Source organism: Haloferax sulfurifontis (genome assembly GCF_014635105.1).
In the GTDB taxonomy this organism is placed as follows: domain Archaea; phylum Halobacteriota; class Halobacteria; order Halobacteriales; family Haloferacaceae; genus Haloferax; species Haloferax denitrificans.
This window is the reverse complement of the sequence record NZ_BMCI01000001.1, coordinates 36,843-51,897: the sequence shown is the minus strand read 5'-3', so window position 1 is coordinate 51,897 and position 15,055 is coordinate 36,843. Positions and strand designations below refer to the sequence as shown.

Below are 15,055 nucleotides of genomic sequence, written 5' to 3'. Positions count from 1 at the left end.
CGCGGGGGCGACAGGTCACGACGGGACGCCGTCACGACCCGCCGCCGAAGCCGTCGTTTCGCGCGACGAAACCGACCGACTCGGCCGCGCCGCGACCGATATTACATCAATAATAACGAACGTCTTAACTCACGTGTCGCCGTACCGAGTCGCATGGACCGAGAGACGGCGGTGCCACGCGTCGATTCGATGCCCGGCGAGAAAGCGCGCGAGTGGGTTTCGTACCACCACGAGCACGCCGCGCCGAGCACGTACGTCTACGACTTCGTCTGGGACATCACCGCGGAGTCGGAAGGCCCCTTCTGCACCGACGTCGACGGCAACGTCCTCCTCGATTTCACGAGCCACGTCGCGGCCGCGCCGCTCGGCTACAACAACCCGAAGCTCGTGGACCGCATGGCCGAGTTCGACCTCGTCGACCCGACGAAAATCGCCGGACAGGACTTCTACGTCAGCGACGGCTCCGCGCCCGGCGAGGAGCGGCTCCCCGGCCCCGCCGCGCTCATGGACAGGCTGACCGACCTCACGAGCCACTACGGGATGGACACGGTGTTCCTGTCGAACTCCGGCGCCGAGGCCGTCGAGAACGCCATCAAAATCGCCTACGACCACGCCGACGGCGCGAAGTACGGCGTCACTTTCGAGGGCGCGTTCCACGGCCGCACTCTCGGCGCGCTCTCGCTCAACCGCTCGAAGTCCGTCTACCGCCGCAAGTTCCCCGAGATTTCGGGCGTCCTCGACGTGCCGTTCTGCGACGACCGGACCTGCTCGCCCGCGACGTGTTCCTGCGGCTTCTTCCCCGACGCCGACTCCGCCGTCTCCAAACTCCGACAGAAGCTCCACCCGAAAAAGGGCCACATCGACGCCGACGAGGTCGCCTACGTCATCGTCGAACCGATACAGGGCGAGGGCGGCTACCGCTTCCCCTCCGACGCCTTCGCCGAGGAGCTCGCCGCCGTCGTCGACGACTACGACCTGACGCTCATCGCCGACGAGATTCAGACCGGCGTCGGCCGCACCGGCGAGCTGTGGGGCTCCGACCACTACCCAATCGAACCCGACATCATCACCGGCGCGAAGGGCCTCCGCGTCGGCGCGACCATCTCGAACGACGAGATATTCCCCGACGAGCCCTCGCGGCTCTCCTCGACGTGGGGCGCGGGCGACATCGTCTCCTCGATGCAGGGCGTGTTCACCCTCGACGCAATCGAGGAGTACGACCTGCTCGATAACGCCGTCGCCCGCGGCCGGCAGTTCATCGAGCGCCTGCGCGACGACGCGCCCGACACCGTCGTCGACGTGCGCGGCAAGGGCCTGCTTCTCGCCGTCGAGTTCGACACCAAAGCACGCCGCGACGCCGTGCAGGAAGCCGCCCTCAAGCGCGGACTCCTCACCCTCTCGTGCGGCTACAAGGTGCTTCGAATCCTCCCGCCGCTCGACGTGACCGACCGCGAAATCGACCTCGGCGCGACGATGCTATTGGACGCCATCGGGGACGTGTCGTAGTCGCGGAGCCGCCGCGAGCGGTCGTCTCGGCGTCGCGTTCACCGACTGCGCGCGTCGCCGTCAGGAGCCGTCGACAATCGTCCCGTACACCTCGCCGAGTTCGCGCATCTCGCTCTCGCCGACGAGGTAGTACGTCGTCGCGTCCACGCGGTTTCGCCACATCGGGAACGTCCCGTCGGCAAACTCGATGGCGACTTCGCCGGCGTGAATCAGGTTCGCCGCGTCCTGCGCGAGCACGCCCGCGAACGGCGAGTCGTATTCGTCTCTGACCGACCGGAACCGACGGACTGCGCGTCGCTTCGCTCGGAACGTCCGACCCGAGTCGTAGCCGGTGTCGCCGGGTGAGACGCCGAGTTCGTCGAGGGCGAACTCGCGGCCGCGCCGCCCGAGGAGGGCGACGGCCGCCTCGACGACCCGCTGGACGGTGTGGCCGTGTCGGTGACCCTCGGGGCCGTAGTTGAGCCGGTAGTCGCTGTCGAAACATATCGAGAGGAGTTCCCAGCGCGCCGCGCCGTACGGCGTCTGTCGGTCGGAGTCGTGCTCGTCGCTGAGTCGGTCCCGCACCTCGCTCGCCGTTGGAAACGTCGCTATCGACTCGGTTAGCGTCGTCAGCGCCGAGTCGAGCGCGTCCGCGTACGAGCGCGCCTCGTCGCCGAGGCCCGCGCGATAGCGGTCGCGGTAGTACCGCGCGTTGGCGAGGCGCTGTTCGGCCTGCAGGTAGGTCGCGTGCGCGTCCGCGACCGCGCCGCCCGTGAAGTCGTCGCCGGCGGTCGTCGTCTCGCCGTCGAACCGCTTTCGGTACCGGGACTCGAACCGGGCGAACGCGAGGTCGCGCTCGACGAAATACAGATACGCGAGGTCTCGCGAGGGGTCCGAGACGGCGTAGTCGCCGACGGAGTCGAGGACGGCTTCGGCGCTCGACTGGATGGCCCTCCCGCGGTCGGCCAGTCGCTCCGGATCGGCCTCGTCGAGGACGAACTTCGCGGCACCGACGGCTTCGCCCGCGAAGGACAGTCCGACCGTGGCGTACCGCAGTCGCTCGTGCGCGTCGGACGCCGACCGGGCCGACTCCAGCCACCCGCCGGAGGGGTCGCCGTGGTCGAGCGAGAACTCCAGTTCCCTCGGCACCGAGTCGACGTCGACCCGCTTTTTGAGCGTCTGCGCCCGCTCGACGGTCCGTTCGAGTCGGGCGACCGCCTCGTCGGCGTGCGCGTCGGAGACCGCCGGTCGCCATACGTGTGCCGGCGGATTGGGATACACCGTCGTCAGCCAGTCCGTAATCGGGTCGGGGAGCCACGTCGGCCTGACCCAACCGATACCGCCGACCGCGCCCGCGCCGCCGACGAGGCCGAGCAGTTGGCGACGCGAGAGCGAAGAGCGGTCGTCAGAGCGGGGCGCGTCGGCATCGGCGTCGCCGTGGGCGCGGGCGACCCCGGAATCGTCGTCGACGGGAGGAGCGTCGTCGGGGGACACACGCCGGAGTTCCGAACCGGCCCGTGTAAACGTGTCGGCGGACTGTCTGCTCGGGGCGAACGCGGCCTACGTCCAGCGGTCGAGGCCGGTCTGCGTGACCGACTCCTCGATGCGCTCGAAGCCGCGGCGGACCTCCTCGGGGTCGACCTCCCACGTCTCGGTGACGAACTCGCGGGCGGCGGCCACGTCGGGGTCGATGTCGGTGTCGTAGTCGTAGTCGTCGGTGACCGGCGGGTCCAAGAAGAACTCGCGCACCCGGTCGGCGTTGGGGATGGTGTCGCCGCGGGCTTCGAGGACCGACCAGAGGTCGCCGTGTTCCTTGACCACCTTCACGGCCGTCTTCGGGCCGATTCCCGTGATGCCCTCGTTGAAGTCGGTCCCGCAGAGCATGGCGATGTCGACGAGTTGCTCGTAGGTGATGTCGTGGCTGTCGAGCGTCGCGTCGAGGTCCATCAGCTCGGGGTTCCCCTTGCTCGTGAGCTGTCGGAGCGTGTAGGGCGCGCCGAACAGGAGCGTGTCGTAGTCCTCGCTTCCCACGTAGTCGGCGTCGCCCTTGCGGGCCATGTAGGATGCCTGCGCCTCGCCCTCGGCGGGCGCTTCGACCACCGGCACGTCGAGAAGCGAGAGGAGTTCGCGGCTGGTGTCCTGAATCGTCTCGGTGAGCCGCTGGGTGCGCGCTTCCATCCGGGCGGCCTCGACCGCGTCGCCGGCCTCACGAGCCGCTTCGAGGCGTTCTTCGGCCTTCTCGCGCTGTTCGCGGCGCTTGGCCACCTCGTCGTCTTTCATCTCGGTGACGCCGCCGTCGAAGACGAAGACGGGCGTCAGGTCGTGTTCGAAGAACTTGGGGAGTCCCTGGACGATGCCGACGAGGTTGGCGACCTCCTCGCCCTCGGTCGTCGTGTACTTCTCCGAACTCGTCCACTTGACCGTCGTCGTGAGATAGCGGTACAGCCAGTTGTGGGCGTCGACGGCGACGACGCTCCCGGCCACCTCGTCGAACGACACCTCGGAGAGCGCGGCGAGCGTCCGCAGGTCTGCGTTTCCCATTTGCTCGGCCTTCGGGGGCCGAGGGTTTCAATCGTCCGAGTGAACGCCGTCGATTTCCGGGGGACTCACGCCCTCGCGCGCCGCGAGAAACGACCGCTCCGGGTCGTCGAGGTCGCGGGCGCGGTAGCGGTCGAGGCCGGACTGATACGCCTCGCGGGAGACCGCGGCGGGCGCGTCGGCGGGGCGCTCCAACACCAACTCGGCGACGCCCGTCTCGCGGCCCGTGAAGCCGAATCCGGCCTTGTGGCACGCCTCGTAGGCGAAGGGGTTGTTCGCGGCGATGCGGACCGTCTCGTAGCCGCGGTCGGCGGCGGCCTCGCAGGTCCGGCGGAGCAGGTCCGGACCGAGTCCGTCGCCCCGGCGGTCCCGCCGAACCGTGACGTACCGAAGCCAGAGCGTCGTCGGGTCGGTCCGGTCCTCGTTGAACGCGACCGCGGCGACCACGTCCTCGGCCAAGGGCGGCAAAGAGTCGGGGCCGCCGGTCGGCGCGGGGCGGTCGTCGTCGAGGGGCGGGAGGGGCGCGTCTGGGTCGCGGAGCACCGTCTTGCCCGTCGCCGCGGTGACGAACTTCCCCGCGTAGGCGAACCGCCGGTAGTCGAGGCGGAGTCGCGGGCCGTCTTCGGGCCACCCGAGCAGGTCGAACACCATGGCCGAGATGGGGCCGCCGCGCGCAAGAACCTTCCCCGGCGGAGCCGTGAACTCGACCATGCACGGCGCAGGCGACGTTCGGTTCTTCGACCGCTTTGCACCCGTCTACGACCTCGTGATGCCGCCCGCCGACCCCGGCGCGCTCGCCGACGCCCTCGGCCGCGCCGACCGCCCGGTCGAGCGCGTCGTCGACATCGGCGGCGGCTCCGGGCGGGCGACGCTCGCGCTCGACGTTCCCGAGCGAATCGTCCTCGACCGCTCGGCCGGGATGCTCCGCCGGGCGCGCCAGCGGGGCCTCGACTGCGTCCGCGGCGACGCCCGAGAACTCCCCTTCGCCGACGACTCCCTCGACGTCGTGACCGTCGTGGACGCCTTCCACCACATGCCCAACCAGCGGGGCGTCGCCGAGGAGGTCTTCCGCGTCCTCGCGCCCGGCGGGGTGTTCGCCGTCAACGAGTTCGACCCCGACACGCTCCTCGGGCGGGGGTTGGTCGCCGCCGAGCGCGTCGTCGGCTTCGGGTCGGCGTTCGCCACGCCCGACGAACTCGTGCGCTTTCTCGAACGCGTCGGGTTCGACGCCGGGGTGGTCGAACGCGGCTTCGAGTACACGGTGGTCGGAAAAAAGCGGGAGAGCCATTAGGGGGGCGACGAATCCACGCCTATGGCAACCTCGACGTCGTTCTTAGAGGAGCGACTCGATGCCGGGGCGTTACCCATCGCCGTGGGCGACGTGCTCGCCATCTTCCTCCTCGTCACCGTCGGCGTGATTCAGCACAACGGAGTGTCGTACCTCTCGGCCGACCCGGTCGGCTGGGTGCTCACCGCGGTCCCGTTCCTCATCGGATGGCTCGTCACCGCCCCGCTTTTGGGCGCGTACTCGCCGGGCGCGGCCGAGTCGGCGAAGTCGGCCGTCCCGCTCGGCGTTCGCTCGTGGCTCGCGGCGACCGTCGTCGGCATGGCGATTCGCTGGACGCCGCTTTTCGAAGGCGGCGTCGAACTCACGTTCGTCGCGGTCATGCTGGTGCTCGGCTCCGTCGTCCTCGGCGTCTGGCGGACGCTGTACTTCAAACTCGTCTGAGCGTCGAACGCCGACCACCGAGTTCCGGCCCCCGAACCGCACCGAAGAATCAACCGAACCCGCATTTTCTGCCGGCCGTCCCCGCCCGTCCCGGAGTCAGGCGGGCGTCGGCCGCCGCCGCAACAGCGTCACGCCGAGGAGCGTCGCCGCCGTCGCGAACCCGGCGAGGACGAAAAACAGCGCCGTCGAGTCGGCGACCGTGAGGATGTAGCCGGCGATGGCACCGCCGAGCGCGCCGACGCCGAACACGCCGAGGTAGGTAAAGCCGTACGAGAGGCCCCGCAGACCGGCGGGCGTGTACTCCGCGACGGTGGCTTGGTAGAACGGCTGAACCATGAACAGGAAGAAGCCGAGGAGCGCACAGATGGCGAGGAGCGGGCCGACGCCGAGACTCGCCACGGGGAGAAAGGCGACGGCGATGACGGCGAGCGCGCCGAAGCCGGCGACGATGCCGCGTTCAGTCCTGATTCGGTCGGTGAGTTTGCCGCCGACGTACTGTCCGAAGACGCCGACCGTCAGGAGGCCGGCGTAGACGAACAGCTCCACGTCGAGCGTCGGCGCGCCCCCGGCCGACCCGGACGCGAGGGCGGCGGGCAGGAGTTCGGAGACCGGAATCGGCTCGATGCCGATGACGGTGCCGAGGAGGTCCGGCAGGAACGTCGTGACGCCGCGGTAGTAGAGCCCCGAGAACATCACGAGCGCGAAGACGAGCGCGAATCCGCCGGCGAAGAGGTGCTTCGACTGCGAGACGAACTCGGCGAACGAGGAGACGCCCGCGCCGGCCTTGTCGTCGCCGCCGGTGTCGCCGTCGTCGCCGGTGTCGGCCCCCTCACCGCCGTCGGCCGCGGCGACCGCGGCCTGTTCTTCGAAGTTGGCGCGGGTGGCGAGCGCGGCGGCCACGAGCGCCGGGAGCGCGAGCACGCCGGCGACGAGGTGCCAGTCGAAAAACAGCAAGAGGAGCGCGGTGACGAAGGGACCGAAGCCGATGCCGAGGTTCCCGGCGATGCCGTGGTAGGCGAAGCCGGTTCCGCGCTCCTCGACGCCGGTGCTGATGAGGCGGAGTCCGGCGGGGTGGTAGACGCTTGCCGCGGCACCCCAGACGACGAGCGCGAGGGCGACGACGACGAGGTTCGGCGACAGCGCGAGCAGGACGAACGACCCGGCCATCCCGAGCAGACAGGCCACGATGAGGCGCTTGGAGCCGACGCGGTCGACGAGGATGCCGCCGGGGAGCGCCCCGAGTCCGAACAGCGCGAAGCCGAGGCCGGTCATCACGCCCAGCGAGGCGGTCGTGACGGGAACCGACGCGAGACCGAGGTCGATGCTGGCGAACTCGCCGAGCCAGATGGCCACGAAGATTGGGATGGACAGTTCGTACGTGTGGACCATCCCGTGGGCGAGCATCACCAACGCGACGATGGAGCGGTCGTTGCGGTTCACGTCTCCGGCCACGGTACCGACTCCCATAACGGTGTGGAGTTCCGGCAGGCGACGCGCGCGCCGAGCCGACTGTTCGAAGCCGAGGCACAACCCACAGTATCGGATTTGTGATGTTCTCTGTCGGCGGTCAACCCGACGCAGTCTGTCGATTATTCACTCATAAGTTATGAGAACGTTATCGGAAGGTCACGAAGAGAATATCAGTCATCTATGGGAAAGAACTATACCACTTACGTCCGTAGTATGGTACATATTATGACCGGATATTACGACTACATTCTTGGACTCATCCCGCTCGCACTCCTCGGCATCACCGGCACGCTTACCGTCGCCGGGTTGCAGTTGACCACGGCAGTGCCGATGGCCGCGGGCGTGGCCGCGCTCCTCACCGGCCACGCGCTCTTCGTGAACGGGCCCTCGTCGCCGTCCCCGTCCCCCTTCGACGAACACGCCGGTCCCAACGCCGCTGACGCCCCTTCTCCGTCGGTCCTCGACGCCGACTAATCCCCATCGCACGCCCGCCCGGCCGGTTCGCCGGCCCGCAGGGTTTTGACCGCAGGTCTCGTTTTTCCGACCATGACAGCGACGCTGTTCCTCACGAGCGACGAGGTTAGCGGACTGGCGACGCCGGCCGAGTACGTCGAGGCCGTCCGCGAGGGCTACAGACAGCGCGGCGAGGGCGCGCCGGCCGAGCCGCGAACGAAGCTGTTCAACCGCGAGCCGCCGGGGATGCTCACCTCCTACGCGGCCGTGTTGCCCGAGACGGGCGCGATGGGCGGCTACATGTACTCCGCCGGCTTCGGCGCGGAGGACGCGTGGTTCATGACCCCGCTTTTCGACGCCGAGAGCGGCGAACCGCTGGCGCTCCTCGACGGCGCGAGCATGAACCCGTTCAAGACCGGGGCGGCGGGCGGCGTCGCGGTCGACGCGCTCGCCCGCGAGGACGCCTCGACGCTCGCGCTCATCGGGAGCGGCGCGCAGGCCCGCGGCCAGCTCCGCTCGGTCGCGACCGTCCGCGACCTCGACACCGTCTGGGTCTACTCGCCGACGAAGGAGAGCCGCGAGTCGTTCGCGGGCGAGCTGGACCGCACGCTCGACGCCAGCGTCGCGGCCGTCGCCTCCAGCGCCGCGGCCGTCGAGGGCGCGGACATCGTCGTCACGGCCACGACCGCCACGGACCCGGTGTTCGACGGCGACCTGCTCGAACCCGGCACGCACGTCACCGCGATGGGGCAGTACCACCCCGAAAAGCGCGAACTCGACGAGACGACCATCGAGCGCGCGACGTACGTCCCCGACCTCCGCGAGCGCGCCACGATGGACGCCGGGTCGTTCCTCGCCGCCGTCGAGGCCGGCGTCGTGGACGAAGACCACATCCACGCCGAACTCGGCGAGGTCGTCGCGGGCGTCGCCGCCGGCCGCGAGGACGACGAGGAGATAACCGTCTTCGACAGCGGCGGCACGGGCATCGAGACGGTCGCGGCGGCGCACATGCTCTACGAGAAGGCGCGCGACGAGGGACTCGGGACGACCGTCGACTTCTCGCCGGCGAGCGAGTCGCTCACGGGGGAGTAGAACGGACGGAGGTGTCTCGATTGGCGAGCGACGGCTCGCCGACGCGGTCGTCACGGCTTCGCGGCCGCGGAAAAACCGCCGGTAACCGGCGTTCGTGCTCGCTCAGAACGTCGTCGGCCACGGACGGGGGAACGCCTCCGGCAGTTCGGTGTTTCCGGGTGCGTCTGCGACGCGTTCCGGAACGATTGGGCACAGGACGACGACACCGGGTTTCGATATCGTGACCAGCCCAGCGTCTGCCGCCGCCCGAACGTCTTCGACGTCGTCGAACAGCGCCTCGGGATAGTGGTCCGAGACGTGCGGCGAGGCGACGATGTCGGCCACCGTCTTCCCCGCCGCCGTGTTGACGAGGTTGACGTTCCAGTGGGGCGAGTACCCGGACTCTCCGGGGACGAACTCGACGACCTGTGCCTGTAACGTCCTGTCGCCGCCGATGAGGTAGATGTCGTTTTCTCCGCGTTCCGTCACTCCCTCCTCCACCCCGTGAGCGACGTAGTATATCTCTTCTTCTTCGTACCACCCGTTTGCGACCGAGACCCCCGCCGCGACGGTTCCAGTCGCGCCGACGCCGAGGGCGAGGCCGCCCGCGAACAGTCCGGTCGTTCGGAGGAACCGGCGACGGGTCGGGCCGTCGCGAGTTGCTGTCTTTGTCATAGTCGTTCTCCTTCGAAATCGGCGAGTCGGGGGCGGTTCCACCCGGTTCGGCGATTCGACTGAACGAGGGGCGAGAGAACAGATAGCGGTTTTTCGATATCTCACACCACTCCGTACCGGGTCTCTTCCAAATCTGGTGTGAATGTCGCCCCACTGCCGATATCGCGTCACAGCGTCGCTCGCGCGACCCGCTCGGTCCCGACGAGGACGACCGGGACGAACGCCAGCGCCCCGACGCCGACGACCGCCGGGACGACGACGCCCGGCCAGAACGTCCCCAGTTCGGTCTGCGCGAACGCGCCGAGCAGGGCCGTCCCGCCGACGACGAGGCTGTAGTAGGCCGACCGAATCGGGAGCGTCGGCAGGTGGCCGGGCCGCGGCCACGATCCGGTTCGGACGTAGCCGCCGCGGAACGTGCCGACGGCGACGGCGCTCGCCGCGAGCGCGGTGAGGCCGGACAGCGACACTTCGGCTCTGGGGGTCGCGGCGAGCAGGAACCAGAGCGTCGGAATCGCCAGTACCGACACCTCCCAGGCGGCGAAAAACACCTGGTCGAGCCAGCGGTCGACCCGCCTCGTCGCCTCCGAAATCCCACTCCGCATCACGACTAAAGGTGGGTTTCGGGCGGCTAAACGGTTTCTCCGGCGGCGCGGCTACTGCAGGCGGTACCGGAGGACCGCCGCGATGCCGCCGAGGTTCTTCAACTGCTCGCCGGGCTGGAACTCCGCGGAGAACACGGTGACCTCACCGCCCTTCTGTTCGACCGAGTCGATGATGTCGTTCACGTCAACGTCCCAGTCGCCGTCGCCCTGTCGCTCCGCGCGGAGCCGCGAGTCGAGGAGAAGCAGGTGCTCGACCGCGCCGAAGTCCGCGGCCTCCGCGACCTGTTCGACGCCGTAGGCCGCCTTCGCGCCCGTCGAGATGTTCTCCATCAGCTCGTCGATGAGGTTGGCCTCCTCGGCGATACGGGTCTGTTTCTGCACGTCGTCGACCGCGCCGCGCTTCAGCACCTCGTGGACGCCGCGGTCGCCGACGCCGGCGGTGTCGACGGTCGTGACGATGGTCTCTGCGACCGCGGGGAAGTTGTCCTCGAAGTAGTCCATCGCGTCGTTCTTCGTGAAGCCCGGCCCGGCGAGGATGATGGCGTCCACGTCGAGATGCGACAGCGCGGAGCCGAGCTCGTCGAACAGTTCCGAGCGCGGGCGGGCGTACTCGCCTTTCCCCGTCGGCTTCGTGAGCGAGGCGTACTCGTCGGTGCCGTACTGGGCGACGGTGTGGATGTAGGCCGCGCCCTCCTCGACGGTCGCGATGGCCACGTCGGGGTTTTCTGCGGCCTGTTCGGCCGTCTCGATGCGGTCTATCTGGTCGGCCTTGAAGTGCTTCTCGATGGTTATCTCGGCGCGCTCCTCGACGTTGAGCGTGTGGTGGTGGCCGAGTTGGTCCTCGCGGGAACAGGAGACGATGACGCCGCCGACGCGGAGGCGGTTGGCGAACCGCGCGAACTCCACGTCGTCGACCTCGATGGTGACGTTGAGGTGCTCGCGCTCGCCGCCGGTGTCCCGCATCTGCTCGTCGTCGCGCTGGATGCGGCGGGTGGTGTCGCCGGAGACGAGGTCACCCGGTTCGAGGACGTACGAGAGGTGCCAGAGGTCGTCGACGTTCTCGGGGACGAGCGTGATTCGCTCGCGCCCCTCCTCGCCGCGACCGCGGCTCGAAATGCGCATACACGTCCGGTCGTCGGGGAACGGAAAAGAGTCCTGCTATCGCGGTCACCCGGCGGCGGTCGGCGTCGCCGGTGGCAACGCGGCCGTCGCCCGGCGTCTCGCTTCGCTCACCACCCGGTCGACTGCCGGCCCTTGCCGGTGGCGTCGGCGAAGCCGCGGGCCCACAGGTAGTACGTCATCACCTGCACGTAGAACAGGACGAAGAAACCGACGACGATGGCCGAGAGAAGACCGCCGATGAAGCCGAGCACGACCGCGACGACGAGCGCGAGCAACCACGCGACGGCGTACTCGCCGGTGAGCGCGCCCGAGACGATGGTGCGCACGTCGAAGCCGGCGCTAAGGGTCCCCTCGATGGCGAAGTTCGCCCCGGCGGCCGGAACGAGGTAGGCCGCGAGAAGACCGAGCGCGAACACGAGGAGGCCGAGCACGAGCGAGACGATACCGAGCCCGAGACCGCCCGCGGACGAAGCCGCCGCGCTCCCCGTCGCCGCCTCGGAGACGGTGAACGTGCCGATACCGATGACGACAGAGAGGAGTATCGCCGGGACGATGGCCACTAACGCCCAGACGAACGTCACCACGAACAGTTTCAGGCCGTCGACGAACAGCCCGCCCCAGTCGGTGAACGAGGGAGCGGCCTGCTCGCCGTTCGCGGCCGCCCGCATCGCCCTGACGAAGTAGCCCTGCAGGATAATCCCCGGGAGTATCAGCACGGAGAGCAACGAGAGAACCCCGCCGATAATCGTCGTTGCGAACCAGTCGTCGCTTCGCTTGAGAAACCACAGCGCGTCGGAGAGCATGCCGTGGTGTCGCGTCGCTATCGGCTTAGATATTCCGTCGAAAAGTCGAATTCTCGCTGACAGTTCAGACGGCGGGCTGTTCGCCCGGCGTCTCGCCTTCGTCCATCATTTCGACCTCGTGGAGTTCGCCCCACGTCTTGCCGATGATGTAGTAGGCGGCGACGGCCGCGTAGAACGTCACGAACGCCCCGACGACGAAGCCGAGAAGCGGGATGACGTTCAGGACGCCGACCACGATGGACGACGCGAACAGCACCGCGAAGGACATGAGCCACGCGGTGGCGTACTTGCCCGAGGTCAGGATGGGCCGGAGCGTGCCGAAGTCGAACGCCGAGCCCATGCGGTCGGTCTCGGCGTAGTTCGACAGCGCCGCCGGAATGAGGTACGCGGCGAACAGGCCGAGGACGAACGCGAGCAGGAGGCCCACGAGCGCCACGATGCCGCCGACCGCGCCCGCGGCGTCGGAGCCGCCGGCCGCCGCGCCGACGATGCCGGCGAAGCCGAACACGCCCGCGATGATGGCCGGGACGACCGCGTAGACGAACGCGATGGCGAAGCCTTTCACGCCGTCTATCGCCATGTCGCCCCAGTCGTCGAACACCGGCGGTTGCTCGTCGCCCTTCATCGTCGCGCGGACGACCCGAAGGAGATAGCCGATGACGAGGAACGTCGGGACGATGAGGATGCTCAGCAGGCCGAGGACGCCGCCGATGAGGACCGTCTTTACCCAGTCCTCGCCGTTTCGAAGGTAATTGAGTGATTCTGAAATCATGATGTTTCACCGAGCGCCACCACCCACCCACCGGCCGTTCGGCCGCGTGAGAACCGCGGGTTGACACGCACGCTCGATTCAACATTACGACGAGAAAGTATATAATCTTGTACCCGACGCGCCCGAATAATTGAATATTAAGCTTTCTAACGCCAGACTACCGGACGACGACGGCGATGCTCACTCGTCGACGATATCGCTCCCGCCCGGCGGGAGGAACTCCTGAATCTGGTCGGGTGATGCGATTTTTCTGACGAACGACTTGTCGGCGAACCGCTCGCGGAGCCGGCGGTAGCACAGCTTCGCGGCGTCGTTCTGGGCGTACTGCCCCGGCGTGAGCGTCAGCGTCGTCTCCGCGCGCGCCTCGATTGCCGACGGCGGGCCGCCGATGACGCGCGTCTCGTCTTCGCACTGGATGCCGACCGCGACCTTCGCGGGCACGTCCTCGAAGTACTCGCGGTCGCCGCGGATGACGAAGCTCCCCTTTTCGATGTACTCGCCGGATTCGGGCGTCTTCGACACCTGCGAGGGTTCGACCATGTAGGCGTCGTCGGCGAAGCGGCCCTCCTTCCAGATGGAGGAGTACGAGACGGCGAACTGCGCGGCCTCCCGGAGTGTCTCCTCGGAGAAGTCGACCGCCTGCGCGGGCTCGCTCGGCCCCGTCGCCTTCAGGAGCGTGACCGGCCCCCCGTGGGCCTGCGTGTGGAAAAAGCGGTCGTGCTTGCTCATGTACTTCTTCACCAACTCCTCGTTTTGGTCGGCGTTGCGGCCGCCGACGACGAGGTAGCCGGTGGAGGTGTGGAACCAGCGGAACCGCTCGAACCAGTGTTCCGTGGACTTGACGGGCACCGAATCGAGCGCCAGCCAGTCGGTCTCCTCCGGCTCTTCGTCCTCGTCGTCTTCGTCCTCGTCGTCGTCGTCGGCCTCCCACTCGTCGCGGCGCTTCTTCACGGCCGCCAACTCCTCGCGGGTGTCCTCGATGGCCGCCAGCGCGCCCTCCTTTTTCTCCTCGATGCGCTTTGCCTCGGTGTAGAGGCGGTCGGCGTTCTTCTCGACGCCCATCGACACCTCGAGGGTGACCGTCGCGTCGTCGAGGTCGACGGTGACCGTGCCGTTCGCGCCGTCGACGTTCGTGACGGCCTCGGCCTCGGGGATGCCCTGTTCGGCACCCTCCGCGAGCGTCTCGCCGATGTCGTCCCACGGGACGCCCCCCTCGCGCGCGCCGCGGACGGTCGACAGCACGTCGTCGACGAGGTCGTAGTTGGCGTACAGCAGTTCGGCGCGCTCGCGCTCGTCTTGGGCCTGCTTCTCGAAGCCCTCGATTGCGCCCTCCTGCTGGTCGATGATGCGCTGTTGCTTGGCGATTTGCTCCTCGAAGTTCGGGCGGTCCGAGGTCGCCTCCTGCTCGTCGGCGGTCAGGTCGAGCCGGAAGAAGTACTCGTCGAGCGCGTCGTTAAACGTGTCGTAGGCCTCCTCGTCGAGCCCGGCGTTCTGGTGTTCGCACAGGGGGAAGGGCGTCACGTCCACGACTTCGCCGTCGTCGTCGAGGTAGAGCCGCGGGTCGAACTCCCCGGAGCGCACTTGCTCGCGGAGGTCGACGATGGCGTCGTAGATGGCGTCGTAGTCGTCGTCGGTGGCGTCGGCGATGTCGAGGGTCTTCTCCACGCCGGCGCGGGTACACAGCTCCTCGGCGTAGAGGCCGCCGAGGTTCAACTGGGTGGCGAGCGTCCGCACCACGTCGGTGTCGGACTGCTCCATGTTCCGGCCGAGGGCGTCGCGGCTGACGGTGAGGGGGTCGAGCCGCGAGGCGGGGTACTCGTACTGCGACCCCGGCGCGACCGTCCGCGACTTGAGCCGCACCGTCTCCAGACTGCGGACGACTTCGCCCGTCTCGTCGAGCACGGCGATGTTGCCCTGCCCGAACAGTTCGACGACGATTTTCGTGTTCTCGTCGCCCCGCTCGAACGTGAACGTGAGGATGCGGTCGAACTCGTACTGCTCGACGCCCGCGAAGTCGGCCCCGTTGAGCCGGTTTCTGAGCATCATCGCGAAGTTCGGCGGCCGACCGGGGGCGTCCGGCACGTGCTCCTGTGCGGCGAGGTGCGCGCGCTTTATCTCGCCCACTTCGAGGAGGAGTTCGAGCCGACCGCGGTCGAAGTCCCGCATCTTGAGGCGAAGCAGGTCGTCGCCGTAGAGGTACGCCTTGTCGGCCTTCGCGCTCTCGTACCGGTTCAACTCGGTGACGAGGGCCGCGAGGTCGACGCTCGTGAGTTCCCGCTTCGGGTCCATGGACTCGCTTTTTGTCGGCGAACGAAAAGGGGTGTCGTTTCCGCGG

General features: G+C 68.3%; 15 protein-coding genes. 5 read left to right on the top strand and 10 right to left on the bottom strand.

The genetic code is table 11. The annotated features are described in order from the left end of the window. Positions 1-153: 153 nt before the first annotated feature. Positions 154-1,506, top strand: coding sequence for a class-III pyridoxal-phosphate-dependent aminotransferase (locus IEV64_RS00260; RefSeq protein ID WP_188422875.1), 1,353 nt, complete (start codon positions 154-156; stop codon positions 1,504-1,506). Positions 1,507-1,566: 60 nt separating this feature from the next. Here IEV64_RS00260 and IEV64_RS00255 read toward each other — a convergent pair whose 3' ends face one another. From IEV64_RS00255 to IEV64_RS00245, 3 genes are all read right to left on the bottom strand, one after another. Further along, positions 1,567-2,979, bottom strand: a complete 1,413-nt coding sequence (locus IEV64_RS00255) for a transcriptional initiation protein Tat (RefSeq protein ID WP_188422874.1) — start codon at positions 2,977-2,979, stop codon at positions 1,567-1,569. 66 nt (positions 2,980-3,045) lie between these two features. Beyond that, positions 3,046-4,026, bottom strand: coding sequence for a flap endonuclease-1 (gene fen, locus IEV64_RS00250; protein WP_188422873.1), 981 nt, complete (start codon positions 4,024-4,026; stop codon positions 3,046-3,048). 27 nt (positions 4,027-4,053) lie between these two features. Then, positions 4,054-4,674 carry a GNAT family N-acetyltransferase gene (locus IEV64_RS00245; RefSeq protein ID WP_188423249.1) on the bottom strand — a complete coding sequence of 207 codons (621 nt, stop codon included), beginning with the start codon at positions 4,672-4,674 and terminating at the stop codon, positions 4,054-4,056. Positions 4,675-4,732: 58 nt separating this feature from the next. Here IEV64_RS00245 and IEV64_RS00240 point away from each other — a divergent pair, with 58 nt between their 5' ends. Both IEV64_RS00240 and IEV64_RS00235 read left to right on the top strand, forming a co-directional pair. Beyond that, the gene (locus tag IEV64_RS00240; RefSeq protein ID WP_188422872.1) at positions 4,733-5,314 is read left to right on the top strand and encodes a class I SAM-dependent methyltransferase; all 582 of its coding nucleotides are present in this window, start codon (positions 4,733-4,735) and stop codon (positions 5,312-5,314) included. A gap of 21 nt (positions 5,315-5,335) precedes the next feature. Further along, positions 5,336-5,752 carry a DUF3054 domain-containing protein gene (locus IEV64_RS00235; protein WP_007273296.1) on the top strand — a complete coding sequence of 139 codons (417 nt, stop codon included), beginning with the start codon at positions 5,336-5,338 and terminating at the stop codon, positions 5,750-5,752. 96 nt (positions 5,753-5,848) lie between these two features. Here the strand turns inward: IEV64_RS00235 and IEV64_RS00230 are convergent, their stop codons facing one another. Then, the gene (locus IEV64_RS00230) at positions 5,849-7,219 is read right to left on the bottom strand and encodes an MFS transporter (RefSeq protein WP_188422871.1); all 1,371 of its coding nucleotides are present in this window, start codon (positions 7,217-7,219) and stop codon (positions 5,849-5,851) included. Between the two features lie 228 nt (positions 7,220-7,447). Between IEV64_RS00230 and IEV64_RS00225 the strand changes: the two genes are divergently transcribed. Continuing rightward, positions 7,448-7,696: a DUF8015 family protein gene (locus tag IEV64_RS00225; protein WP_188422870.1), complete on the top strand. Its 249-nt coding sequence runs from the start codon at positions 7,448-7,450 to the stop codon at positions 7,694-7,696. 72 nt (positions 7,697-7,768) lie between these two features. Next, positions 7,769-8,767, top strand: a complete 999-nt coding sequence (locus IEV64_RS00220) for an ornithine cyclodeaminase family protein (RefSeq protein ID WP_188422869.1) — start codon at positions 7,769-7,771, stop codon at positions 8,765-8,767. Positions 8,768-8,869: 102 nt separating this feature from the next. On the opposite strand, the gene IEV64_RS00215 is transcribed toward IEV64_RS00220, so the two are convergent. The 6 genes from IEV64_RS00215 to rqcH form a co-directional block, all read right to left on the bottom strand. Continuing rightward, positions 8,870-9,421 carry a hypothetical protein gene (locus tag IEV64_RS00215; RefSeq protein ID WP_188422868.1) on the bottom strand — a complete coding sequence of 184 codons (552 nt, stop codon included), beginning with the start codon at positions 9,419-9,421 and terminating at the stop codon, positions 8,870-8,872. 167 nt (positions 9,422-9,588) lie between these two features. After that, a complete protein-coding gene (locus IEV64_RS00210; protein ID WP_188422867.1) occupies positions 9,589-10,023 on the bottom strand; it encodes a DUF8215 family protein in 435 nt (144 codons plus the stop codon). A 51-nt stretch (positions 10,024-10,074) separates the two neighbouring features. Then, positions 10,075-11,145 (bottom strand): mRNA surveillance protein pelota, encoded by a 1,071-nt coding sequence (locus tag IEV64_RS00205; RefSeq protein ID WP_004969282.1) that lies wholly within the window; start codon positions 11,143-11,145, stop codon positions 10,075-10,077. A 107-nt stretch (positions 11,146-11,252) separates the two neighbouring features. Next, positions 11,253-11,948, bottom strand: coding sequence for a DUF4013 domain-containing protein (locus tag IEV64_RS00200; RefSeq protein WP_007273301.1), 696 nt, complete (start codon positions 11,946-11,948; stop codon positions 11,253-11,255). Positions 11,949-12,012: 64 nt separating this feature from the next. Beyond that, positions 12,013-12,720: a DUF4013 domain-containing protein gene (locus IEV64_RS00195; protein WP_188422866.1), complete on the bottom strand. Its 708-nt coding sequence runs from the start codon at positions 12,718-12,720 to the stop codon at positions 12,013-12,015. 180 nt (positions 12,721-12,900) lie between these two features. Then, the gene (gene rqcH, locus IEV64_RS00190; RefSeq protein ID WP_188422865.1) at positions 12,901-15,009 is read right to left on the bottom strand and encodes a ribosome rescue protein RqcH; all 2,109 of its coding nucleotides are present in this window, start codon (positions 15,007-15,009) and stop codon (positions 12,901-12,903) included. Positions 15,010-15,055: the final 46 nt, after the last annotated feature.